Origin of the sequence: Thermosynechococcus sp. QKsg1, from assembly GCF_031586415.1 — a bacterium.
Taxonomy (GTDB): domain Bacteria; phylum Cyanobacteriota; class Cyanobacteriia; order Thermosynechococcales; family Thermosynechococcaceae; genus Thermosynechococcus.
Genome location: NZ_CP134200.1, coordinates 695,752 through 719,201 on the forward strand (window position 1 = coordinate 695,752; position 23,450 = coordinate 719,201).

General features: G+C 54.3%; 27 protein-coding genes. 21 read left to right on the forward strand and 6 right to left on the reverse strand.

What is annotated here, in order from left to right; genetic code table 11:
* Positions 1–73: 73 nt before the first annotated feature.
* Genes RHP47_RS03500 through RHP47_RS03510 form a run of 3 tightly spaced genes read right to left on the reverse strand, consistent with a single transcriptional unit; the run spans position 74 to position 3,254 of the window.
* A complete protein-coding gene (locus RHP47_RS03500) occupies positions 74–1,015 on the reverse strand; it encodes a folate-binding protein YgfZ (RefSeq protein WP_149818219.1) in 942 nt (313 codons plus the stop codon).
* Complete coding sequence (locus RHP47_RS03505) at positions 1,012–2,202, reverse strand: bifunctional 2-polyprenyl-6-hydroxyphenol methylase/3-demethylubiquinol 3-O-methyltransferase UbiG (protein WP_149818221.1); 1,191 nt, start codon at positions 2,200–2,202, stop codon at positions 1,012–1,014. Before RHP47_RS03505 ends, RHP47_RS03500 begins: the two co-directional genes overlap by 4 nt.
* Positions 2,199–3,254 carry a thiamine phosphate synthase gene (locus tag RHP47_RS03510; protein WP_310841049.1) on the reverse strand — a complete coding sequence of 352 codons (1,056 nt, stop codon included), beginning with the start codon at positions 3,252–3,254 and terminating at the stop codon, positions 2,199–2,201. Before RHP47_RS03510 ends, RHP47_RS03505 begins: the two co-directional genes overlap by 4 nt.
* Before the next feature lie 84 nt (positions 3,255–3,338).
* Here RHP47_RS03510 and RHP47_RS03515 point away from each other — a divergent pair, with 84 nt between their 5' ends.
* The 11 genes from RHP47_RS03515 to bioA all read left to right on the forward strand — a co-directional run bounded on the left by RHP47_RS03515 (position 3,339) and on the right by bioA (position 13,043).
* Positions 3,339–3,896 (forward strand): SPOR domain-containing protein, encoded by a 558-nt coding sequence (locus tag RHP47_RS03515; RefSeq protein ID WP_190278198.1) that lies wholly within the window; start codon positions 3,339–3,341, stop codon positions 3,894–3,896.
* A gap of 141 nt (positions 3,897–4,037) precedes the next feature.
* Positions 4,038–5,354 (forward strand): DNA methyltransferase, encoded by a 1,317-nt coding sequence (locus RHP47_RS03520; RefSeq protein WP_310841050.1) that lies wholly within the window; start codon positions 4,038–4,040, stop codon positions 5,352–5,354.
* A 74-nt stretch (positions 5,355–5,428) separates the two neighbouring features.
* Positions 5,429–6,145 (forward strand): hypothetical protein, encoded by a 717-nt coding sequence (locus RHP47_RS03525; protein WP_310841052.1) that lies wholly within the window; start codon positions 5,429–5,431, stop codon positions 6,143–6,145.
* Entirely contained in the window at positions 6,135–6,743 is a 609-nt protein-coding gene (locus RHP47_RS03530; protein WP_226972039.1) for a DUF4033 domain-containing protein, read from the forward strand. The genes RHP47_RS03525 and RHP47_RS03530 overlap by 11 nt, the downstream gene beginning before the upstream one ends.
* Positions 6,744–6,830: 87 nt before the next feature.
* Positions 6,831–7,841, forward strand: a complete 1,011-nt coding sequence (locus tag RHP47_RS03535) for an ArsJ-associated glyceraldehyde-3-phosphate dehydrogenase (RefSeq protein WP_286649883.1) — start codon at positions 6,831–6,833, stop codon at positions 7,839–7,841.
* A gap of 10 nt (positions 7,842–7,851) precedes the next feature.
* Positions 7,852–9,105: an organoarsenical effux MFS transporter ArsJ gene (arsJ, locus tag RHP47_RS03540; RefSeq protein WP_149818233.1), complete on the forward strand. Its 1,254-nt coding sequence runs from the start codon at positions 7,852–7,854 to the stop codon at positions 9,103–9,105.
* Positions 9,106–9,266: 161 nt separating this feature from the next.
* Positions 9,267–9,566 carry a hypothetical protein gene (locus RHP47_RS03545; RefSeq protein WP_310841054.1) on the forward strand — a complete coding sequence of 100 codons (300 nt, stop codon included), beginning with the start codon at positions 9,267–9,269 and terminating at the stop codon, positions 9,564–9,566.
* 215 nt (positions 9,567–9,781) lie between these two features.
* Complete coding sequence (gene rimP / locus RHP47_RS03550; protein WP_310841056.1) at positions 9,782–10,243, forward strand: ribosome maturation factor RimP; 462 nt, start codon at positions 9,782–9,784, stop codon at positions 10,241–10,243.
* Positions 10,244–10,283: 40 nt separating this feature from the next.
* Positions 10,284–11,471 (forward strand): transcription termination factor NusA, encoded by a 1,188-nt coding sequence (gene nusA, locus RHP47_RS03555; RefSeq protein ID WP_149818240.1) that lies wholly within the window; start codon positions 10,284–10,286, stop codon positions 11,469–11,471.
* Positions 11,472–11,473: 2 nt separating this feature from the next.
* Entirely contained in the window at positions 11,474–11,740 is a 267-nt protein-coding gene (locus RHP47_RS03560; RefSeq protein WP_286626612.1) for a YlxR family protein, read from the forward strand.
* On the forward strand, positions 11,733–13,043 hold the full coding sequence (gene bioA / locus RHP47_RS03565) for an adenosylmethionine--8-amino-7-oxononanoate transaminase (protein ID WP_310841057.1): 1,311 nt from the start codon (positions 11,733–11,735) through the stop codon (positions 13,041–13,043). The genes RHP47_RS03560 and bioA overlap by 8 nt, the downstream gene beginning before the upstream one ends.
* Here the strand turns inward: bioA and RHP47_RS03570 are convergent.
* Positions 13,019–13,411 carry a DUF1823 family protein gene (locus tag RHP47_RS03570; RefSeq protein ID WP_149818246.1) on the reverse strand — a complete coding sequence of 131 codons (393 nt, stop codon included), beginning with the start codon at positions 13,409–13,411 and terminating at the stop codon, positions 13,019–13,021. The two genes, bioA and RHP47_RS03570, sit on opposite strands and share 25 nt — an antisense overlap.
* A gap of 75 nt (positions 13,412–13,486) precedes the next feature.
* Here RHP47_RS03570 and lepB point away from each other — a divergent pair, with 75 nt between their 5' ends.
* Complete coding sequence (lepB, locus tag RHP47_RS03575; protein ID WP_286626616.1) at positions 13,487–14,056, forward strand: signal peptidase I; 570 nt, start codon at positions 13,487–13,489, stop codon at positions 14,054–14,056.
* On the opposite strand, the gene RHP47_RS03580 is transcribed toward lepB, so the two are convergent.
* Entirely contained in the window at positions 14,053–14,367 is a 315-nt protein-coding gene (locus RHP47_RS03580) for a hypothetical protein (protein WP_302679847.1), read from the reverse strand. The genes lepB and RHP47_RS03580 overlap by 4 nt on opposite strands.
* Positions 14,368–14,784: 417 nt before the next feature.
* Here RHP47_RS03580 and RHP47_RS03585 point away from each other — a divergent pair, with 417 nt between their 5' ends.
* From RHP47_RS03585 to cruF, 8 genes are all read left to right on the forward strand, one after another.
* A complete protein-coding gene (locus tag RHP47_RS03585; protein ID WP_149818252.1) occupies positions 14,785–15,618 on the forward strand; it encodes a DUF975 family protein in 834 nt (277 codons plus the stop codon).
* 4 nt (positions 15,619–15,622) lie between these two features.
* The gene (locus tag RHP47_RS03590; protein ID WP_310841058.1) at positions 15,623–16,948 is read left to right on the forward strand and encodes an aspartate aminotransferase family protein; all 1,326 of its coding nucleotides are present in this window, start codon (positions 15,623–15,625) and stop codon (positions 16,946–16,948) included.
* Positions 16,949–16,996: 48 nt separating this feature from the next.
* Positions 16,997–17,305, forward strand: a complete 309-nt coding sequence (locus RHP47_RS03595; protein ID WP_310841060.1) for a hypothetical protein — start codon at positions 16,997–16,999, stop codon at positions 17,303–17,305.
* 109 nt (positions 17,306–17,414) lie between these two features.
* Positions 17,415–17,882: a VOC family protein gene (locus tag RHP47_RS03600; protein WP_286626621.1), complete on the forward strand. Its 468-nt coding sequence runs from the start codon at positions 17,415–17,417 to the stop codon at positions 17,880–17,882.
* The gene (locus tag RHP47_RS03605; RefSeq protein ID WP_286626622.1) at positions 17,879–18,157 is read left to right on the forward strand and encodes a glutaredoxin family protein; all 279 of its coding nucleotides are present in this window, start codon (positions 17,879–17,881) and stop codon (positions 18,155–18,157) included. The genes RHP47_RS03600 and RHP47_RS03605 overlap by 4 nt, the downstream gene beginning before the upstream one ends.
* Positions 18,158–18,296: 139 nt before the next feature.
* Positions 18,297–19,010, forward strand: a complete 714-nt coding sequence (locus RHP47_RS03610; RefSeq protein ID WP_149818262.1) for a TrkA family potassium uptake protein — start codon at positions 18,297–18,299, stop codon at positions 19,008–19,010.
* Between the two features lie 10 nt (positions 19,011–19,020).
* Positions 19,021–19,707, forward strand: a complete 687-nt coding sequence (locus RHP47_RS03615) for an energy-coupling factor transporter transmembrane component T (RefSeq protein WP_310841061.1) — start codon at positions 19,021–19,023, stop codon at positions 19,705–19,707.
* Positions 19,708–19,786: 79 nt separating this feature from the next.
* Positions 19,787–20,701, forward strand: a complete 915-nt coding sequence (cruF, locus tag RHP47_RS03620) for a gamma-carotene 1'-hydroxylase CruF (RefSeq protein WP_286626625.1) — start codon at positions 19,787–19,789, stop codon at positions 20,699–20,701.
* Here the strand turns inward: cruF and priA are convergent.
* The gene (gene priA / locus RHP47_RS03625) at positions 20,657–23,083 is read right to left on the reverse strand and encodes a primosomal protein N' (protein WP_310841063.1); all 2,427 of its coding nucleotides are present in this window, start codon (positions 23,081–23,083) and stop codon (positions 20,657–20,659) included. The two genes, cruF and priA, sit on opposite strands and share 45 nt — an antisense overlap.
* A gap of 128 nt (positions 23,084–23,211) precedes the next feature.
* On the opposite strand from priA, the gene RHP47_RS03630 reads away from it, so the two are divergent.
* Complete coding sequence (locus tag RHP47_RS03630; protein ID WP_149818268.1) at positions 23,212–23,391, forward strand: hypothetical protein; 180 nt, start codon at positions 23,212–23,214, stop codon at positions 23,389–23,391.
* The last annotated feature ends 59 nt before the right edge of the window (positions 23,392–23,450 follow it).

The following is a 23,450-nucleotide window of genomic DNA, read 5'->3' on the forward strand; positions in this document are numbered from 1 at the left end:
AGGCTTCCTTCCTTCGGTCAGTAAACGTCTGCACGAACCGATTGGATTATAACATTCTCTAATGAGAGTATTTTTAGGCAACAGTTCTTAAGAAGGGTACCTCGACCACTTGGGCAGTCACGCCCTCTGGGGTGTGCAACGTCAACCCAGCACCGCCCACTTTTGTGCGCACATAGCCGAGGCCAAAGGCACCCTTCTCTAGGGGAGTACAACTGGTGAGCAGACCCACTTTTTCACCGGCTAGGAGTAAGGGGGTGGGGGGTGTCACTACGGCACTTAAGTCCAGTCCCCAGAGATGTTGTTTGACCCCTTGGTAGGTGTTGAGGCGAGCGATCGTTTCTTGGCCAATGTAGCAGCCCTTATTGAAAGAAATCGTATGCCCCAGTCGGGCTTCGAGGGGGTTATAGTCTTCGGTGAGTTCAGCCTCGGCAGCCGGACGGCCTTGGCGGATGCGTAGGTGCTCCCAGTCGGCATCACTCAGTTGGGGATAGGGATGAAGTAAATCGCTGAGGGGGCGATCGCTCCAAAGGGTGAAACCCGGAATTGCTAGGCCACTGGTGGCAGCAAGGGTTAAGGGAACACCTTCGTGGGTGACAGTGACATGATCATAGGGATGCGCTAATCCTTCAAGACCAAATTGAGCGCTGATCTTCTCAGCAACACTCCCAAAAACTCGATAGCAGTAGCTCTCAGCAGTGCGATCGCTCACCTGCACATCGTCGCCAAAGAAGATGTACTTATCGAGCCATTTCAAGAGAAACTCGCGGCGCTGCGGTGACACCAGTAGATCCACCCACTCCCTATGAACAAGTAGGGTGACAAGATCAAGGGTGCGCGCCGTCGAGGTCAGAAAAACCGTATCTGCCCCTTGGCCGGGTTGCAGGACAAGGCAATTATTGGAGCTTTGATTGTGCAAAAACTTCAGGCGATCGCCCCCCGTAAGGCGTAGACGTCCCCAATGACTGCAATCATAGACTGCCCCACTGGCAGAGACTATTTCCAGTAGATCCGTCATTCTTTTACTCCTAAGAGAAGTAAGTCCCGCTCAAGGAGCGATCGCACCCCTGCAAGATTGAAGCCCGGTTGCTCAGCTAATACCTCAGCCACGTTTTTTTGACCCGTCGCAGCCGTCAGGAATTGCTGCTCAGCCTGATTGAGCTGAATCACATCATAGTGACAGTTAAAGACACAGGCTCCTGGCCAGCCATCTAAGCAGGGGTGTCGCCACGGAATGGCCACCAGCAGAGCCGCATCCTCAGACCAATCGTGACGGGGCAGCGGCGGCTTGGCCAAAAAGAACTCAAAGTGGGTCATTGCCTCAGGGTCAAGGCATTCAATGAGTTGATATTGCTGGATCGGATCTAAGTGCTGTGCCCGGTGCAAAAGTTCTGGCTGCGTGCCCAACAGCCGCTCCAACCGCCAAACTTGGGGATTGGAAAAGCCAACGAATTCTAGGCCAGAGGCAGCAATGAGATCAAAGAGGCTGGCGATCGTGTAGTCAATTTCTTGGGGATGCACATACATATCAGCAAAGCATTCATCCCGCTGATTTTCGAGGCTCCAGCGCTCCTGCTCGCGCTTTTTCAGGCGGTTGTTCTGCGGCAATGCGGCAAAGAGTTGTCGTCCAATGGCCACCCCCTCGCGATAGTTGTGGCGATCGCTCCCTAGAAGGAGGGCAATGGCCTGCTGCATCAGTTTAATTTCCCAGCGACCGTAGGCTCCATAAACAAAGATGTGCAAAATGCCGCCGGGGGCAAGAACATCGGCGAGAGCTTGAATACCCCGCTGCGGATCCGGCAGATGGTGCAGCACGCCCACACAGTTAATCATCTGGAACCTTTGCCCCAGTTGTGCCACATCCTCTAGGCTTAGGTGGTGAAATTCGACATTGGTGGCGCCCGATCGCCGGCAGCGTTCGCGGGCAATCTCCAAAGCACCCTCACTGAGATCCAACGCGGTAATCTTTGCCTGCGGATTCAAATGGGCGAGATATTCCGTTCCTACACCAGTGCCACAACCGGCATCGAGAATGGCAACCTCTAACTGGGAGGGATAGCGTCCTGTGCAAAAGCTATAGGCCGCCGGCCAAGACCAGCGCCAGTTGTACCCCGGTGGTGGCTCATCAAGGAGCGGTTCCGGCGGAAAAGGATAGGTATTGTACAGTTGCCGCACAGCAGCAGTAATCTCAGCCGCCGAGGTCATGATGGTTCCCTTTGAGATAAGCGTCGTAATAATTCTCGGGTGGTTGCCTCTGGGTCAGCCGCATCCATAATGGCGCGGACAACGGCCACCTGAGTCGCCCCGGCCTTGACCACCTCATCAATGTTACTGAGATCAATGCCGCCAATGGCAAACTGCGGCATCGGGGCGTGTTTGCGGGCGTATTGGAGATAGTCAAAGCCCACAGCCGCTTTACCGGGCTTGGTAGGAGTCGCAAAAATCGGCCCAACACCCACATAATCGGCACCTTCAGCAATGGCGCGCTCCAGTTCTTGGGGATTGGTGGTCGAGCGTCCCACGAGGCGATCGCGCCCTAAAATTTGCCGAGCCAGTTCCATGGGAATATCCGTCTGTCCGAGGTGGACACCATCGGCATTGGCACCAACGGCAATATCCACGCGATCGTTGACCAAAAACAGGGCGCCGTAGCGTTGGCACAGCGCTTGTAACTGGCGAGCCGTGGTTAGACGGGTGTGATCATCACTGGTTTTGTCGCGGTATTGCACAAGGGGCAGTCCCCCCTTCAAAGCAGCTTCGACGGTTTCCAGCAGGCGATCGCTGGGGGCAGTCACCAGATAGAGCTTTGCCCCTTGCAGGCGTTGCGCTCGAGCGTGGCGCGGGTTGAGGATCAGGGCTTGCTCGAGAATGTAAACGCGATAGCGGAGGGCTTTGGCGGTGTCACTCAGCTCAGTGTCCGTCAATTTCGCGTATTCTTCAATCACCCGCAGGGCTTCTTGGACACGGGCAAAGTTAGCGGTGAGCACCTCGCTGAGGGTCTGGCGATCGCGCTCTTGGGGATGACTCAAAGCAGTCCCCGGATCCTGATCCGTTTGTCGTGCCGCCCGCAACTCTGGGGTATGGTAGCGGCCAAGGGTTTGGCGCAAATCTTTACATTCTGCACTCAGGGCAGCATCTTCGCGGCCAAAGCGGCACCATTCCTCAATCACCCGCAGACCTTCGCGGGCACGGTCAAGGTTGGCATCGAGAATCCGCCGGATGCGTTGCCCCTCAAATCCGGGAGCTAAATTTTGCATAGCACGTCCGATCCCCACAGAAAAGAATCAACACAGTTCTGTTCACCGTTCATCGGCATTGTTGATAGCGCAATGAAGTTTTTGATGAGCCGTTTCAGCATTCACTCCCAGCCGTGGTTGAGTCACCTATGTTTGATCCTAATGGGTTGGGGGACGCCCGTATTGGCGGCAGAACCGATTCCCATCCCCGTGCCACCGCCAGAGGTGAATACCGTCATCCCGATTCCCGTGCCTGCCCCAGAGGTGAGTACCGCGCCAATTCCCACCCCACCGCCGCAGCAGCTTGACAACTCCCTCGAACGATTGCCGGTGCCTAGTGGCCCGATTCCGATGGGATTTGTGGGTCGCGATCGCGCGATGAATCAATTGCCGCCCCCACCAGACATTTCTGATGCAAACTTGGCAACACTAGCTCCCGTAGCCCCCAGAACGCGGTTTCGAGTCATTGTTTTGGATTTGCGGGAGGATGATCTGGCCAATCAAGAACGCCTGCGATCGCTCGTTCCCGAAGTGATACCCATTACCTTGGGTCAGCGCCGCGCCCTACAAGTGGGAAGTTTCCAAAACGAGGCCAATGCCACCGAAATGCGCGCCTTTATGGAGGTCAATGGCTTCCGCGCTGAGATTCAACGTCTGCCCTAAACGACCTCAATTGGATCAAGAACGCTGCAAAGAGGCCTAAAGAATGCCCGCTTTTTGAGGCAGTGAAGTGAACCCCCTGCCAATGCAGTCAATTTTTCATAGACTTTAGAGGATTAGGAGCAAATCGCCACAGGAGTTGAGTTGCTAAAACATTCTGAGGATACAACCGTTCCCAAAGACAATGGCAATATCAACAAGATAGATGAGCAAGACCGCGCCTTTCATGACTGGTATCGGTTTGTGCTCTCTTATCCGCCCCATCTTGTGAGGGATTATATAGAAGACTTTGGCTTGAATGCAGAGAGTGTCATCCTCGACCCCTTTTGCGGCACAGGCACAACGCTGGTTGAGTCGAAGCTGCGTGGAATCCCCTCATTGGGTACCGAAGCCAATCCATTTGCCCATTTTGCGACGTGTGTTAAGACGGATTGGGATGTTGATCCGGATTTACTCTACCGTCACTCCTGTGAGATCGCAGAATTTGCCCTTGACATCCTGCGGCAGCAAGGGATAGAGGACTCGCTGCCTTTTGAGGGGAATATTGCGGATCTACCGTTACGCCAACTCTCGCCAGAGCAACATAAACTCATCCTTACGGGGTCGATCAGCCCGATTCCCTTGCACAAGGTCTTGGTACTCCTTGACTGCTTAGAGAAATACAGAATAGAACAGGTCTATCGGCATCAACTGCTAGCGATCGCCAACATACTGGTTTTTGCCGTGAGTAATTTGCGCTTTGGCCCTGAAGTGGGTGTTGGCAAGCCTAAAGTTGATGCACCAGTGATTAGTGCTTGGCTCGCCAAAATTGATGAAATGGTGGAGGATTTGCGGCAGGTCAAAAATCAAAATGATGCCCCTGCCCACGTCTATCTGGCGGATGCAAGGTGTCCTGACCGAGTATTGCCGCCGCAGTCCGTTGATGCGGTAATCACGTCGCCCCCGTATCCCAACGAAAAGGACTACACCAGAACAACTCGCCTTGAATTGGTACTCCTAGGTTTCATCAAAACCAAGGCGGATTTACAGGCTTTGAAAAAGAGTCTACTGCGTTCCAATACCCGCAATGTGTATAAGGCCGATGACGACGATCGCTGGGTTCAAAATCATCCCGAAATTCAGAGGATAGCAGCTGAAATTGAACGCCGCAGAATTGAGCTGGGTAAAACGTCTGGCTTTGAAAGGCGCTACAGCAAAGTAACAAGGCTTTATTTCGGCGGTATGGCGCGCCACTTGGCTGCCCTGCGATCGCGGTTGCGTCCCAATGCCCAATTGGCCTACGTCGTGGGTGATCAAGCCTCCTATTTGCGGGTGATGATTCGCACAGGTCAGTTATTGGCTGACATTGCCCAAGCCCTTGGCTATGAGGTTGTGCGCACAGATCTCTTCCGAACACGGTTTGCCAGTGCCACTAAGGAGCAACTGCGCGAAGAAGTGGTGATCCTACACTGGAAAGGATAGTCGAGTCAGTCCAGATGGGCTGCACCTTAAGAATTACTGTAAAATAAGGCATCAACTGGCAGTACACCCACCCTATGGTTACCTCTTGGGCAAAATGGTCATTGCCGCAACCTCAACGGCACTCAACTCCGCTGCACCACAGGCAATTGCCCAAAGGGCACGCGACGCGATCGCAACGGCTGCGCTGGAAATCCTTTGTTTTTAATCTGCTGTCTGAGCGTCTTTTGCTGGTCATCGGCGGACTGGGGGCCGGCCTTCTCCTGTGGCAAACCGATGGCCCCTTGATGGTGGCCACCCTGAGCGGTGTGGGTACGATTTTTCTCCTCAGTCGCTGGCAATGCCGACTGTTGACCCTATGGCAAGACCTGCGCCAACAGATGTCCCAATGGCTACACCATCCCTTCGCCTTTACGGTGGTCGGGGGTTTGCTGGCCTGTTTGGGTACCTATACCCTTTTGCATTTGGGTCAACACACCGCAGATCCATGGCTCGTGGTGGCGCTTGTGATCCTCGGCATCCTTTTAGTGGCCGTCATTGCCCTGCTTGGGACGCTCATGGGGCAACTGCAACAGCAGCATCAGACCCAACAGGTGTCCCAGTGGTTTGCTGACCTCACCCATCCGCAACCCCTGCATCGGCTAGTGGCTATTCGCCAATTAGCTCGCATCTCTAAGGGGGCAGAGCGTCGCCAAGTGCAGGAAGCCCTATATCTGCTACTGGGACAGGAAACGGATCCAATCGTTCGCCGTGCTGCCCTTGAGGTGCTCGATCAGCTTGACGATGCCGCCTGAGTCCCTCAACTGGCTAGAGCGATGGTGCTTGGCTCGGTTGATTCGAGCGATCGCTAGTGTCATTGGGGTTGAGCCACAGCGATTCGACTACGTTGGCTTTGTTGAAATCACACGGCAAGTGAAGCAGGGGCGATCGCCCGTGCAGCAGCAGGCTATCGTGGCCACCGTCTTTGATCGGTTAGTCCCCCCTGTCATCAGCACCTTGGTGCGCACACTCTTTCGCCCGACCCGTTGGGTCTGTGAGTGGAATGCGTGGTTTGCCACCCGCCTCACGGGCTGGTTAGTGGGAGCCAGCGATCGCTACTGGGTCGAGGTCATTCCCCCCGATCAACCCCGCCAATGGCAACACAGTGGCGTGCGCATTCAAAAATGCCGCTATCTTGCTGAATCTCAATGCGTGGCACTCTGTATCAACCTGTGCAAAAAGCCCACAGAGCAATTCTTTCGGCAGCGATTTGGCATTCCCTTGACGATGACGCCCAACTTTAGCGACTACAGTTGCGAAATGGTTTTTGGTACCCCTGCCCAGCCGATTCCTGAGCCGACGCTGCCGCCGTGTTGGGAAGATCCGAGTCAACCCCCCTGCTCCCACGTTTAAGAGCATTCCTTTCAGAAAGAATTTTTGCTGATTGACAATTCAAGATTATTTGAAATAACGTAGGGATGTCCCGCTGGAGCAGCAACGATGGGCGTTGGCATCGGCATTAATGGCTTTGGCCGCATTGGTCGCTTGGTTTTGCGTGCCGCGTGGGGTTGGCCTGAACTCGACTTTCGCCACATTAACGAGATTAAAGGAGGCACAACCGCTGCCGCCCATTTACTAGAGTTTGACTCGGTGCATGGCCGCTGGCCCCAAGCCATTCAGGCCAAAGAGGGGGCGATCGCCATCAACGATCAGATCCTGACCTTTTCGGAAGCAAAAACCCCAGCAGAGGTACCTTGGCAAGAGCGCGCGGTGGACATTGTCCTAGAGTGCTCCGGTAAATTCCGTACCGCTGAGCAACTGGCGGCCTACTTTGCAGTTGGGGTGAAAAAAGTGATTGTTGCCGCCCCCGTCAAAGAACAGGCTCTCAACATTGTCATGGGCGTCAATGACCATCTCTACAATCCCCAAGAACACCACTTACTCACCGCCGCCTCCTGTACGACAAATTGCCTTGCCCCCGTCGTTAAGGTCATTCACGAAACCCTTGGCATTCGCCACGGCTTGATCACCACGATCCACGATGTCACCAATACGCAAACAGTGGTGGATACCCCCCACAAGGACTTGCGCCGTGCCCGCTCTAGTCTAATGTCTCTTGTGCCGACAACCACGGGTTCAGCCACTGCTATTGGGCTGATTTATCCAGAACTCCAAGGCAAACTCAATGGCTTAGCCGTGCGGGTACCGCTGTTGAATGCGTCCCTCACCGACTGTGTTTTTGAAGTCAGCCGCCCCACTAGTGTAACAGAGGTGAATGCAGCCCTGAAAGCGGCGGCAAACGGTCAGCTCAAGGGAATTCTCGGTTATGAGGAGCGCCCTCTTGTTTCCATTGACTATTGCAACGACCCCCGTTCAAGTATTGTCGATGCCCTCTCCACAATGGTTGTGGATGAAACGCAGGTAAAAATTCTCGCGTGGTACGACAACGAATGGGGCTACAGCAATCGCATGGCCGAATTAGCTCGTCACGTCGCCACTACTTTGCCCTAGGGAGTCTGCTATGGCTGTGTCCACCAGTGTCCGCAACTATATGATTGTTACCCTCGCCTACTGGGGGTTCACGATTACCGATGGCGCACTGCGGATGCTAGTGCTGCTCTACTTTAACCAAATTGGTTACACACCGCTGCAAATTGCCTTCCTCTTTCTCTTCTATGAAATTTTTGGCATTGTCACCAACTTTCTCGGTGGCTGGATTGGTTCCCGTTTAGGGCTGAATGTCACCCTCTACGCGGGCATTGGTTTACAGGTGATCTCGCTGATCATGCTCACGCCCTTAACGCAAGAATGGCCCTTGTGGTTTGCGGTGCCCTATGTGATGGCGGCACAGGCGATGTCGGGGGTGGCCAAAGACCTGACAAAGATGAGTTCTAAGAGCGCCATTCGCTTAGTGGTGCCCCAAGAGGCGGAGTCACGGCTCTTTAAGTGGGTGGCGATTCTGACGGGTTCTAAAAATGCCCTCAAGGGGGTGGGTTTCTTTGTTGGCAGTGTGTTGCTGACATTGGCGGGCTATAGAGCGTCCCTGTGGATTATGGCGATCGCGCTTATCTTGATCCTGTTCAGCGGTTTGTTATTGCCACGGGGGATGGGGCAGATCAAAAAGAAAATCAAATTTCGCCAACTCTTTTCCAAGAGCAAGGAGATCAATATTCTTTCTGCCGCTCGCTTTTTCCTCTTTGGTGCGCGGGATGTCTGGTTTGTGGTGGGTTTGCCCGTCTATCTCCAAAGTGTTCTCAACTGGTCATTTTATGAAGTGGGGGGCTTTCTCGCCCTGTGGGTCATTGGCTATGGGGGTGTTCAGTCCTCGGCACCCCTGCTGTTGAAATACCTCAATCGCGGTCGCCCTCCCCAAGCCGCCACTATTCAGTTTTGGACGTTTACACTGACGATTGTGCCAGCAGTCATTGCCTTGGGCTTGATGAGCCACTGGAATCCCAATGCCGTCATTATTGGCGGCTTGCTCCTTTTTGGCTTGATTTTTGCCATGAATTCGGCAGTCCACTCCTACTTGGTGCTGGCCTACACCGATGATGAAAAGGTGGCCTTGAATGTTGGCTTTTACTACATGGCCAATTCCGGCGGGCGACTAGCAGGAACGGTTCTCTCTGGCCTCATCTATCAAATTTGGGGCATTGTCGGCTGTCTGTGGGTTTCGATGGTCTTTGTCCTCTGTGCTGGACTTATTTCCCTAAAGCTCGAGGATCCGAAACGGCAGCAGCCCTACCCCTCGTTGGCGATGGGCGATGGTGAGTAACTGCAACATTTCCTCAGATCGGCTACAACTGAATAGAATTAAGGTAAGGTACAGTTCTTTTCCTAAGGATGAGATATCCTCAACACGGTAAAAGCACACGTGAGACAGGGTAGTACTTCCAGAAAAGGGCTGTAGGAGAGGTTCCCCGAGGAATTGCCATTATGATGCTCCCCCAAGAAATCATCGGCCAAAAAGTATGGTTGGAAGTGGAGCCCGAAGATGCCTACTATGCGGGTGAGAAGATTCGGGTACAGGCGGAAATTAGCCAGCCCACTGCTCCCCCATGGTACTATGCTCGCTACATCAACCCACCCCGCTGGTTCCGCACCCAAGGCCAGTGGCTCACCCACCATGAGGCGGAGATGGCAGTGCTCTTGAATCCTGTCTTGGAGGATTTGGAGCTAGAAGAAGAGGACTACGACGGTGATGAGCTGACGAATGGCGATTTTAGCGATCGCTAGGAGCGTCTCGGGTCTGTTGGTCAGGGTGGCGATCGCCCACTGTTAGCTGCTATACTAAGTGCTACGAAGAGTGGTGTATTGGCAGCACCCATGAACGTTCTGTTGTGAACGGTTCAAAAGTCTCCTTCCCCTAGGGAAGTGGGGTTGTCATTTTCTGAGATTGTTTGGGTGTGGTGGGCAATGTCCCGCCTTTTTTATTTCCTATGCAGATACAGATGCTTTTGCCTGTGGTGCAAACCCTTGCCCAGCAGGTTGCCGACCAAGAACACCTTGATCTGGTGAGTGTGCAGTGGCTGACCCATCAATCGCCCCCGATTTTACGGGTGGAGGTGCGCCATCCTGAGAATGACACCAGCTTAGAGGATTGCGAACGGCTGAGTCGGGCACTGGAGATGGCTTTGGATGGGCTGCCAGAGTTGGAGTTTGCCTACGTTCTCGAGGTGTCGAGTCCCGGCCTGTCGGATTACTTGAGTAGCGATCGCGACTTTGATGCCTTTCGTGGCTTTCCTGTACGGGTCACGACCACCGCACCCCATCGGGGCAAAACCCTTTGGGAGGGCAACCTGATTCGCCGTGACGCGGTGAATGTCTATCTCAATCAACGGGGGCGATCGCTGGCGATTCCCCGCTCACTCATTGCCAGTGTCCAACTGTACACCCCCAGCAGTGAGTCTTAGCAGCAGTTGATCTACTCAATGAACGAGGTTGTAACAGACGATGACCATCTATCGCTTACCCGGCCTACGGGCCATGATCAATGAAATCAGTCAAGAGCGGAATTTGCCCAAGCACGCAGTGCATCAAGCCCTCAAGGAAGCACTGCTCAAGGGATACGAACGCTATCGCCGCAGTCTGCGCCCGGATCATAGTCACTTTGAAGAAGACCACTTTGCCAACTTTGAAGTGGAACTAGACACCGAGCAGGAGGGCTTCCGCGTTTTGGCCACCAAAACGATTACGGAAACAGTGGCGAACCCCGATCGCGAAATTGCCCTTGCCGATGTGATTGAGGTGGTGCAGGATGCCCGTGTCGGCGATACGGTGCTGTTGGATGTGACCCCTGACCATCAGGAATTTGGTCGCATGGCCGCCATGCAAACCAAGCAAGTGCTGGCGCAGAAATTGCGAGATCAACAGCGTCGCCTCGTCCAAGAGGAATTCAAAGACCTCGAGGGCACCGTACTCATGGGGCGCGTCCTGCGGTTTGAGCGGCGATCGGTGATTATGGCTGTGCGCAGCGATGCTAGCCAACCGGAAGTGGAGGCCGAACTGCCGAAACGGGAACAACTTCCCAACGACAACTATCGCGCTAACTCCACATTCAAGGTGTATCTCAAGCGCGTCAAAGAGGGACCTCAGCGCGGCCCCCAATTGGAGGTTTCCCGTGCGGATGCTGGCTTGGTGGTCTATCTCTTTGCCAATGAGGTGCCAGAAATTGAGGATGAAGTGGTGCGGATTGTGGCCATTGCCCGCGAAGCCAATCCCCCGAATCATAAAGTCGGCCCCCGCACCAAAATTGCCGTGGATACCTTAGAGCGGGATGTCGATCCGGTGGGTGCCTGTATTGGGGCACGGGGATCCCGCATTCAAGCAGTGGTGAATGAACTGCGGGGGGAAAAAATTGATGTGATCCGCTGGTCGCCGGATCCAGCCACCTATATTGCCAATTCCCTCAGTCCCGCCCCGGTAGAGGATGTGCGGCTAATCAACCCCGAAGCCCGCATTGCCCATGTCCTTGTGGCACCGGATAAGGTCTCCCAAGCCATTGGTAAGGAAGGCCAAAATGTGCGCTTGGCAACTCGCCTAACGGGCTGGAAAATTGAGGTGCGCGATAGCTCCCAATACAACTATGAAGAGGAGGATCGCTTGGCCATGGCCGCCCTCGAAGAACAAGTTGCCAGTTAGGGATGATGGCTGTCCCCCAACGCCGCTGTGTGTCCTGTGGCCGCTTGGCCGATCGCTCGGACTTTTGGCGAATCGTGCGCTGCTGGCCCGATCAAAAGGTGCAGTTGGATCGGGGGATGGGGCGATCGGCCTATCTGTGTCCCACTGCCGAGTGTCTCAAGGTGGCCAAACAAAAAAAACGCTTGGCGCGATCGCTCCGCTGTCCCATTCCCGAGGATATTTTTACGACCCTTGCTGCTCGCTTAGATGCCCATCGCAACTATGACTGACTCCCCCATTTGGCAGCCCTTTACGCAAATGAAAACGGCGGCTCCGCCCCTGAAGGTGGTGCGTGCCCAGGGTGCTCGCCTTGAACTGAGCGATGGCCGTCAGATTATTGATGCCATTTCCAGTTGGTGGGTGACGCTCCATGGCCATAGCCATCCTGTGCTGGCTAAAGCGCTCTATGAGCAGGCACAAACCCTTGAGCACGTCATTTTTGCCGGCTTTACCCATGAGCCAGCGGAGCAGCTTGCCCAACTGCTGTGTGCCCACACGCCAGCGGGGTTACAACGGGTCTTTTTTTCCGACAATGGCTCAACCGCCGTGGAAGTGGCGCTGAAGATGGCCTACCAGTATTGGCAGCGGCGAGATCAACCCCAGCGATCGCGCTTCATTGGCTTTGCCGGCGGGTACCATGGCGATACCCTTGGGGCAATGGCTGTCGGCCAAAGTTCCCCGTGGTGGCAACCCTTTCAACCGCTGCTCCCCCCCTTAACAATCCTGCCCTACCCAGCAACCTATGCGGGGGATCCAGAGGTGGAGACCAAGGAAGCACAGGCGATCGCTCAACTGGAGGATACCCTGAAGGCAGACCCCGATGCCTATGCCGCTCTCTTCATTGAGCCACTCGTACAGGGGGCAGGGGGAATGCGCATGTGTCGTCCCTCGTTTTTGCAAGCCCTTTCTGCGATCGCCAAGGCCTATGGGGTGTTAGTCGTCTATGACGAGGTGATGACGGGGTTTGGCCGCACAGGTGCCCTCTTTGCCTGTGAGAAAGCGGGGACACAACCCGATCTCCTTTGTCTCTCTAAGGGGTTATCGGGAGGCTGCTTGCCCATTGCCGTCACATTGGCCACTGAGGACATTTACCAAGCCTTTTATGCCGATGATCCGGCGCGCGCCTTTTTCCACAGCCATTCCTATACCGGCAATCCCTTGGCCTGTGCGGTGAGTGTGGCTTCATTTCAATTGCTGCTTGCGGAACCTGAAGCCTACCAAGGCCTAGAGGCGCGCCATTGGCAGTGTTACCAGCAGTATCTTGCCGATGTCAGCAATCTCAAGCAATTTCGCACCTGTGGCACGATCGCGGCCATGGAATTGGCGACGGCGGCCTCCTACTTTAGTGACCTTGTGCCCCAACTGCGCCGCCGCTTTATTGAGTTGGGTGTGCTGCTGCGACCTTTGGGCAATACGCTCTATATCCTGCCCCCCTACTGCATTAGTGATGAAGAACTGGCCGCAGTCTATCGCGCCATCCGCCAAGTGGCGATCGAGGTGGCCGCAGGTTATTTCACCGCAGCCTCGGCTTGAGTGGCCATGTAGCTGAGGAGCCAATTGACCGCAGTGGCACGGCGCGTACGGCGGGGGTTGAGTTCCTTGATTTCATAGCCAGCAAAGCCCAACTGTTCCTTGAGAAGTTGCTTGTGGGCAGGGGGAATAGAGCGGGTAAGCTTGACGATGGCGGGGCGGCTGCCAATGAAGTCGGGGGGTTGGGGATAGTCTTGTCGCCATTCTGGAGGCACGCGATCGCTCTGCCAAGTTTGACTGTGGGCGTCATAGCGATAGCCCAAGCAGTGCCACAGGAGCTGATTGACCGTAGCATCATCCAATTCATCATTGAGAATTTGCCACAATGTGGCTTCTGTGAGAGGGGGGAGTGGCGAATCAGAGCTATCCATTCACACTCTTTGTAATCAGTCGGTCTACTGAAACCGGTACCATAAAAAGGGTGGTTTCTCTAAATCTGCCCTTATATGTCTGCTTCGGCAACGAATTCCCCTTCCCGCTGGCGATCGCTACGCAATAATGCCCTGTTGATTGGGGTGGCTGTGCTGATCACGCTACTGATTCGTATTTTTGTGGCGGAGTCGCGCTTTATTCCCTCAGAATCTATGGAGCCAACGCTTTGGCCGGGCGATCGCATTGTGGTGGAAAAGATCACCTATCGCCAGCGATCGCCTCAACCGGGGGATATTGTTGTCTTCTATACCCCACCCCTCTTGCAGACCCTTGGTTATCGCGCCGATCAAGCCCTCATTAAACGAGTGATTGCCACCGCCGGGGATACGGTTGCCGTGCATGATGGTCAAGTTTGGGTCAACGATCGCCCCCTTGAAGAACCCTACATTGCTGAGCCACCCTTTTATACGCTCTCCCCAGTGACAGTGCCAGAGAATATGCTCTTTGTTATGGGAGATAACCGCAACCACAGCAATGACTCCCATATCTGGGGATTTTTGCCCCTTGAGAATGTCATTGGTCGGGCGATCGCCTGCTATTGGCCCCTCAACCATGCGGGTAAAATTTCGTCCCCCGCTGCTTAATAGGTGACTAGCCGCATCAGTGTGGGGTTAGCATCCTCCACCAGTCCCCATTCAACTGGTAACGGTACCACTTGTCCCACAGGAGTTGTTTGCGTTGCTTGGAGACAATCAGTCTGCAAACTGTAGTTGCCATTGCGCAGGCTTGACGGTTGGGCAGGGCGGCTGACTTGACAGGTTTTAATGACCGTCGCTCCCACCTGTAGCGTGCTATGGGTTTGGCTGTGAGCCAAAGGTGTCCAAGAAAACACGGCTAACAAACTCAAGGCGATCGTGGCGACAAGAGACTGCCACCAAAACTGCATGCTGAACATAATTCCCCCGCCTTCAAGTCATTGATGAAATCACTTGTAACAGTTCCTTAGATTCCTTCCCCCGCTTTTGCAAACATGAGGCTTTGAGTCTTGAACAGTGAATACTAAAGGTATTAACTGCAAAAAAGTAATAAGAAAATGTGAGGAGCTGTTTAGAGTTGTAGGGGACTCCGTCGCTTTCCCTACACTTCTATTGTAGGCTTTATAGCCAAACCTAGTTACGATCCTGTACAAAAGTTCATGATTGAGTCTTAAATACAAGTCTTGTCCCATGGATTGAACACACTCAACATTTTGAAAATGATTACAGGAAAGACTTATATCCGATGTTTTAGAAAGGTGAAGAAGTGACACATTGACAATTGGCGCAGCCCCAAGCGATCGCTAGGCTAGAGGCAACCCCTTGGAACCGCCATTATGTACAGTGAGTCAGAACATACTCCCCAAGCGATCGCCAACCGCCCCTATCAAGTACGGATTGGTCAATACCTCAATGAGGGCTGGCAAATTTTCAGCACTCAACCCGCTGCCTACATTGGTTTTCTCATTCTGACAACCATTATCAATGGTGTGCTCAACAATATTCCGGGGGCTGGCCCAATTGTTAGCACGATTTTGGCAGGCCTCTTCGCCGCAGGCTACTACTTTTTCAGCTTTCGCATTGCCCGCAACCAAAGAACCGAATTTAGCGACTTTTTTAATGCGTTCAAAAACAACTACTTTCTGCCCATCTTCTTGACGAACTTGATCATCGGTTTGATTACGAATGTGTTTGTGATCAGTGCCAGCATTCTATTTGTGATTGCGGGGTTGCCCTTCTTGCAAAGCATATTAGAGCAGGCGGCGGCTGAAGCAACGGAACCCGATGCCGACTTAGAACAACTGCTAGCGTTACTGGAGCAGCTTCCCTCTGTGCCGCATGCCCTGAACCCCGTTTTCATCTTGGTGGGTGCCATCCTGCTGCTGCCCGGGGTTTACTTTGGGGTAGCCTATATGTTTGCTGTGCCTTTGGTGGTGGAACACCGGTTTGATGTGTGGCCGGCACTAGAAACCAGCCGCCGCTTAGTTTCCCGCGATTGGTGGAGCTTCTTTTTTCTCAGCGTGTCAATCATTTTCTTCAATATCTTGGGCTTTTGCCTCTGCTGTGTGGGGATGCTGGTGACTATTCCTTGGAGTAGTTGTGTCATTGTGGCGGCTTACCGCGATATTATTGGCCTCATGCCCACCACTGACAATAGTAACCAGTTTTAGTCCGATGACGCTGCCCACCCTTGCAGATCTGAATCTCGACCCCTTTTGGATGCCCTTTACGGCCAATCGCCAGTTTAAGCAAAGTCCTCGGCTCCTTGTTTCGGCAGCAGGGATGTACTACAGGAGCATTGATGGCCGTGAGATTCTCGATGGCACCGCCGGGTTGTGGTGTGTCAATGCCGGCCACTGCCGTCCAGAAATTGTGAGGGCGATCGCCCAACAGGCAGCAACACTGGATTTTGCCCCCACATTTCAGATGGGACATCCGGGGCCATTTCGGGTGGCCGATCGCCTGCGCACGATGACCCCTGACCCCCTCAACCATGTCTTTTTTGCCAACTCTGGCTCTGAGGCCGTGGATACAGCCTTGAAAATTGCCCTTGCCTACCATCGGCTGCGGGGAGAGGGGACACGGCAACGGCTCATTGGTCGCGAGCGGGGCTATCACGGGGTCGGCTTTGGTGGAATTTCAGTGGGGGGAATTGCTGCCAATCGCAAGTTCTTTGGTTCTCTCTTGGCAGGGGTGGATCATCTGCCCCACACCCACAACCTTGAGCACAATGCCTTCAGCAAGGGACAACCCACTTGGGGAGCACATTTAGCCGACGAGCTAGAACGCTTAGTGGCGCTGCATGATGCATCGACGATCGCAGCGGTAATTGTTGAACCCCTTGCGGGTTCGACGGGGGTATTGATTCCGCCCCAGGGGTACTTGGAACGCCTGCGTGCCATTTGCGATCGCCACGGCATTTTGCTGATCTTTGATGAGGTAATTACGGGTTTTGGCCGTCTCGGTGCCCCCTTTGCCAGTCAGTACTTTGGTGTGACTCCAGACCTCATCACGGTTGCCAAGGGTCTAACCAATGCCGCTGTACCCATGGGAGCGGTGATTGTCCGCGATGAGATTTACGACACCTTCATGCAAGGCCCCGCGGGGCAAATTGAGTTTTTCCATGGCTACACCTATTCGGGACATCCCCTTGCCTGTGCGGCCGCCTTGGCAACCCTAGAGATCTACGAGAAAGAAGCCCTATTTGAGCGGGCGGCTTCCCTTGCGCCCTATTGGCAGGAGGCCATCCACAGCCTACGGGGTCTGCCCCATGTCATTGATATTCGCAACTTGGGCTTGGTGGCAGGGATTGAATTGGCGCCACGGGAGGGGCAAGGAGGGGCACGGGGCTATGATGCCCTCTGTCGTGCCTTTGAAGCGGGACTACTGATTCGTGTCACGGGGGATATTATTGCCCTCTCACCACCGCTGATTGTGGAGCAATCGCACATTGATCAAATGGTGGATATTTTGAGTCGTGTTCTACGGGAACTTCCCTAGGCACCGCAGCGTCGGAATCAGAGGATCACTCTCTCCTTGGAGGCTTCTATGTTACGCTTCCTGCCGTTGGCCATCAGTAGCTTAGCTACGCTGGTGGCGATCGCTCCCCCCAGTCGTGCCGCCTATCCTCTCTTTCCTAATCAGCCGGGAGTTGATGTCTTCTTCCCAGGGCTAGAGTCCTTTGGGCGGCCGCGGACACCGCAGTACAGTCCCTACAATCCTGTCATTTACCGTCCGCCGGGGCAATCTCAAACGTACATTATTGTGCCAGTGCCCTATCCACCTCGCCCCGTAATTTACCCGCCCCCCTACTACCCCTATTACCCCTACCCGTGCTACCCATTCCGTTGCCGATAAACAACAATACTGGGGATTGATACTTGACTCGACTTGGGAAGCAGACCGAGAGCCGGTTCTCCTGCTAAAATAGCGGCTAATTTAGCCATTTTCAGTTCGAGAGAAATCTATGGCTCAGTTGGCGATCGCTCCCGTTTTATTTCACCTTGCCTTTCCTGTCAGTAATTTGGCGGACACCAAGGCCTACTACATTGATGGGTTGGGCTGTGAACCGGGGCGCGAAAATCCCCACTGCCTGATCATGAAGCTCTATGGCCATCAACTGGTGGCTCACGTCACGGATGAACCCTTAACCCCACCCAAGAGCATTTATCCGCGCCACTTTGGCTTGATTTTCTTGGCCCAGGCCGATTGGCAAAACCTCTGCGATCGCGTGATCAAGAAGGGACTTGACTTTTACCAGCCACCGCGTACCCGCTTTGCCAATACCCCCCTAGAGCACCAAACGTTCTTTCTCGCAGACCCCTTCCACAACCTGATTGAGATTAAGCACTACCGCCATGCAGAAGCCATTTTTGGCCTGCGGGATCACCGTCATATTGGCGATACCCCCCTCGTTTCTGCACCGCAACCGTGACCCATCTGATTCTCTATAGCAAGCCCGGCTGTCACCTCTGTGAAGGACTACAAGAGAAGCTGGCCACTCTGAAGGAATTTACCCTTGAGGTACGCGACATCACCAGCCGCGATGATTGGTGGCAAGCCTATCAATACGAGATTCCTGTTCTCTACCTAGTGATTGGAACGCAAGTGCTTCCCGTACCGCGCTTTTCTCCCCGTGCCAGTGCTGCACACATTCGTCAGCGACTCCAAGAACTGACCCATTCAGGCGGCTCAGCGTCCACTCCTTAAGGGCATTATCAATTACAGCCCTTTTCACAGCGATCGAATACGGCCAAAAATTTAATTGCTAGATTGCATCCCCCCTATGTATCCCATATGTTAGAAAAGGGTCGTCATCGGCATCGCAAAGCCAATAGGAAACTCAGGAATGGTGGATTTTGGAGCAATGCTCTTTCGCGGGCGGGGGGTCAAGATCTCGCAGCAGTATGCAGTGATTGGCCTAGGGCGGTTTGGCCGGGGGGTGTGCGAGACCCTGCACGGCATGGGCTATGAGGTGCTCGGCAGTGATAACCAAGAGCGATTGGTGAATCAAGTGCTTCAGGATCACATTGTGGATCATGCGATTCAACTGGATTCCACGGATCCCCAAGCCCTGAAGGAGGCGGGTCTCTTTGAGTTTGAAACGGTAATTGTGGCCATTGGCAACCATCTCGACGCCAGTATTATCACCACATTGAACCTAAAGGAGGCAGGCGTGCCCAATGTCATTGCCAAGGCTTCCTCAGAGATTCATAAAAAACTCCTAGAGCGAGTGGGGGCAGATCGGGTGATCTTTCCAGAGTATGAGGCGGGTTGTGAACTGGCGCGATCGCTCACCCGCCCAGCGATTCTCGATTGGTTCGACCTTGACCCCGAAAAAAGTATTGTCGAAGTCAAAGTGCCTGAGGCATTTCACAATCGCACAGTTGCCGAGGTGGAACTGCGCAGTCGCTATGGCCTCAATTTAATTGCCCTGCGCTTTGATGATAAGTTTGAGATCAATCCCAGTCCCAACCAGAAGCTCAATAAAGGGGACATTATGGTGGTGATTGGTGCTAATAACGATATTGATCGCTTTTTGCGGAGTCAACACATTAACTAGGGCATAACCCTTGAGCTTTCACTGCTGGTCGCCACCGGCACGGGTGATGGCGATTCTCCTGTGGATTTTTTGCATTAGTAGCTTGCGGCGGTGGGAAAGTCTGGCGATCGCGACCTTGCTTGTGGCGCTCCTCTATCTCCTGAGCCATGTCCCTTGGCAGCGCTTGGGCAAACGTCTGCAGCAGATGGGGCTCTTTTTTCTGGGACTGTGGTTACTGTTGGCGGTTACTGCGTGGCCGATCGCACTGCTCCTCACATGGCGCTTGGTCTTGTGTCTTGCCCTTGGCGTGGTGTTGCTAGAAAGCTTGACGTTTAGCGAATGGGTGCAGGTCTGTCGCTGGTGGGGGCTACCGCCCTTGTTGGTGGATACGTTGGCTTTGACCCATCGCTATCTCTTTGAGCTAGAGAGTCAGTTGACACAAATGCAGCAGGCACTCTTTCTGCGGGGATTTCGCTTGAGTTGGCGCCGCCTTCGCCCGTGGGCACAGGTGATTGGTATCTTTCTCATTCGCGCCGAGGAACGGGCACAGCAGATCTATCTGGCAATGCGCTTACGGGGCTATGGGCAAGTGCTTCAGCGTCATCCGCAATTTTCTGAAGGGGCGGTTTGGAGTTGGGGGCTAACGCTGAGTGCTGGCTTGGGGGCAGGATTGTTGGCAATCTATGATGCCCTTGGTGAAATCCAACTGCCTTTTTGAGGTGGATAGACGACAGTGGGAACAGTGGTACATTAACATATTAACATTTGTAAAGGATTGCCCCTTTGAGATTGCCCCTATGAAACCCAAGAACGCGCTTTTCGTTGCGGAGCAGGTGTGCCTAGTTGGCCACATTGTGGCGATGGCCTTTGGCTTAGCGGGGTTGCTCCTCGTCGTACCCCATCCCGAGTTTATTCTGGCATTGCCCGCCTGGGGTCAGCAGCTTTTTCAATGGAGCATGGGGAGTGGGGGTGTCGTTTATATTGTCCTCGGTGCACTGGCGATCGCCCTTCACACCTATCGCAACTTTGGCCTTGGCAAACTCCTTGGCTTTTTACTGCCAGCGGTGGGCATTTCCCTTACCAGTGAACTGTTGGGGACGAGTACCGGCTTTCCCTTTGGCCATTATGGTTACCTCAGTGGTTTGGGGTACAAAATTGCTGGGCTGGTGCCCTTCACGATTCCCCTCTCCTGGTTTTATATGGGGCTAGTTACGTTTCTTTTGGCCTACAGTGGCTTCATCAGTCGTCCGCTGCGGGAAGGCAAAGGCGTGGGCTGGGGGGCAGCCCTGATCACCGTGGGCTTGGGAGCAATCTTTTTAACCGCTTGGGATTTTGTCCTTGATCCGGCCATGAGTCAAACTGCCATTCCTTTTTGGCAATTTCAGGATGTCGGTGAATTCTTTGGTATGCCCTACCGCAACATTCTGGGATGGACGGGCACAGGAGCCGTGTTTATGGGGCTGGCGATGATCACTTGGTGGCCAAAGCCAATGGTGGTGAACCGTGGGCAACTCATTACCCCCTTGGTGGTGTATCTGGTGAATTTTGCCTTTGGAGCGATGATTACCCTCACGTCCTTGGATCAACGTTTTTGGATTCCGGCAACCTTGGGATTTGTTTTGGGGGTCGTGCCGGTCACAGCACTGTGGTGGTTTACTGAAGCCCCCCTAGAGAAAGTTCAGGGGGTCAACATCAATACTGAGGCGGGTTGAGCGGGGACACTGCGCCTTGAGGTGCATGAGGGCTGGGCTGAGGTTAGAAACTCGTTCTAGTTTGCCCTTGAGTAAAATTTGCCAGCGGTAGCGGCCAGCAATTTTGGCAATCGCCGCGGGGGCGGGGCCAAGCACTTCCCATTCTCCCTGAGAAACTGGGGCTAACGTTTGGAGCTGTTGGGCGATCGCCTGAGCCGTTGCGGCCACGTCCTCAGGATCGGGACTACTCAAGCGCAGAAGGATGAGTTGGGCATAGGGGGGATAGCCCAAGGGGGCACGGCTACTTAGCTCCTGTGTGGCAAAGGTGTCCCAGTCATAGGCTTTGACCGCTGTAATCACGGGGTGTTCGGGTACATAGGTTTGAAGAATAACTTTACCGGCGTGGGCACCCCGCCCCGATCGTCCGGCCACTTGGGTGAGGAGTTGAAAGGTTCGTTCTGCCGCCTGATAATCCGGTAAGTGCAGGAGGCTATCGGCTGCCAGAATGCCCACCAGCGCCACCTGGGGTAGATCAATGCCCTTCGTCAGCATTTGCGTCCCCACCATCACATCGGCTGCGCCGGCGGCAAATTGAGTCAATAACTGGCGATGGGCGCCCTTGCGTTGGGTGGTATCACTGTCAAAACGCAGTACTCGCAGCTGTGGAAAGAGGCGATTCAGTTCACTCACCACCCGCTGCGTCCCGCCACCAAAGGGCTTGAGATAGGGAGAGCCACAATTAGGGCAGCGTTCGGGCACAGCTTGGGTGTAGTTGCAATAATGACAACGCAGCACTTCCATTTTATCGTTAAAGAGGTGCCCAGTGAGAGACACGCTGCAATGGGGACAGTACATCACTGTGCCACAACTGCGGCAGGAAAAAAAGGTGCTGTGACCGCGCCGCGGCACAAAGAGAATTGCCTGCCGGCTCTGTAGGTTGCCAAGGGCCTCCTGGAGAAGGTAACTGAGCATGGAACGGTTGCCCCGGTGTAATTCTTGGCGCATATCCACGATGGTGATGGGGGGTAGGGGGGTGGCATGAATGCGCTGGGGTAAAGAAAGAAGCTGAATCTGTCCTGTTTGGGCGGCTTGCCAAGTGCTGAGGGCAGGGGTAGCAGTGCCCAAAATCAGGGGACACCGTTGCTGGCGCGATCGCCATTGGGCAACGGTACGGGCATGGTAACAAGGCTGAGGTTGATCCTGTTTGTAACCACTGTCGTGCTCTTCATCGAGAATGATCAAACCCAAGCCCACCAAAGGCAGCAGAACCGCCGATCGCGTGCCAATGATTACCCGTGGCTGCGGCATCAGCGTCAGTCGCCAAGTATCGTAGCGCTCCCCCTCACTGAGACCACTGTGATACACCAGCAAGCGTTCACCAAAGCGTGCTCGCACTCGATCCGTTAATTGCGGTGTCAAGCCAATCTCCGGTACCAGCAGTAGGGCCGATCGCCCTCGCCCTAGGCACTCAGCAATTGCTTGCAGATAGACTTCCGTTTTGCCAGACCCAGTGACCCCGTGCAGGAGAAAGGTTTGGGCACAGTCTAGGTGTTCGGAAATGGCTTGCAGGGCAGTGGCTTGGGCAGGGGTGAGGGCTTTTGGCCGATCCGATGTCACCGTTACCCCCTGTTCAATGCGGCAATGCTGCTGCTCGACAATGGCAATGTATCCCTTGGCAGCAAGGCGATGGAGCGTTTGGGCGGTGGTGCCAGTAGCCTTGAGTACCTCTTGCAGCCAGCAATCGCGACCCTGTTGCTGCAAATAGCGGAGGATTTGGCGCTGCCGCTGGGTTAAGGTCTCCCCTTCACTATTGAGGAGTACCACCGCCTGTTGCTGTTTTGGCTGTTGACTGGCGGGTGCCGCTAAGTAGGTTTCCACCCAGCCAAGGCGTTCGAGTTCTTTGAGGGCACGCTGAGCCTTGGGAAGCTGTTGCTGGAGGTAGCGCACACTGTAGTCCCCACTCCCTTTGGTCTGGAGAAAGCGCAGCAGATGTTGCCCTTGTTCTGACAGGGGGGGAATCCCCTGTTGTGGCCGCAGGCGCACCCGCCGTTGCGATCGCCCCAAGACCCCTGGCGGTAGAGCAGTGCGCACCACTTGAATTAAAGGCGTGCAGTAGTAGGTGGCAATTTGTTCTAACAACGCCCAATAGTCCTTGGGAAAAAGCTGCTGGTCAACAATTTCAAGGAGCGATCGCAAGCGTTGTGGCTCAACTGATGGCGGTACAGTTTCCAGTACCTCGAGGACAATCCCCCGCACCACTTGGGAGCCAAAGGGTACTTCCACCACCTCGCCCCCTTGAAGACACCAACCCGCAGGAACTTGGTAAGTGTAAGCCTCGCTTGCCGCCGGACAGTCCACAAGCACACTGGCGTAGAGAGAGGGTTGTTGAGGTGCTAAGGCCATCAGATGGTTTGATTGGTTTTCACTCAGACAGGCAGATAAAAACGTCCCCAACCACTGTACATACTTCTTCTTTAGATTTTCGCTATTCCACAACGCAGATTTGCTCGCTAGGCTGGGAGCTGGCGATTATGCGCTGGCCGGTGGTGCGCCGCTTTCCCACAGGCACTGTTTTAAGAGCCAATATCACACCCGCAGGCTTTGCCACGATTACCGATAGTCGCGGTTTGCCTTGGCTGAAGGTCTCCATTGGTGACGAGGATCGCATTTGCTTGGTGCGAGCCAACCGCCGATTTATTCGTCCGCGCTGAGAATTTAGTTGTTTACTTTAGTTTGCTTGAGAGGGCGTGGGAAAATAGGGAAGACTGCT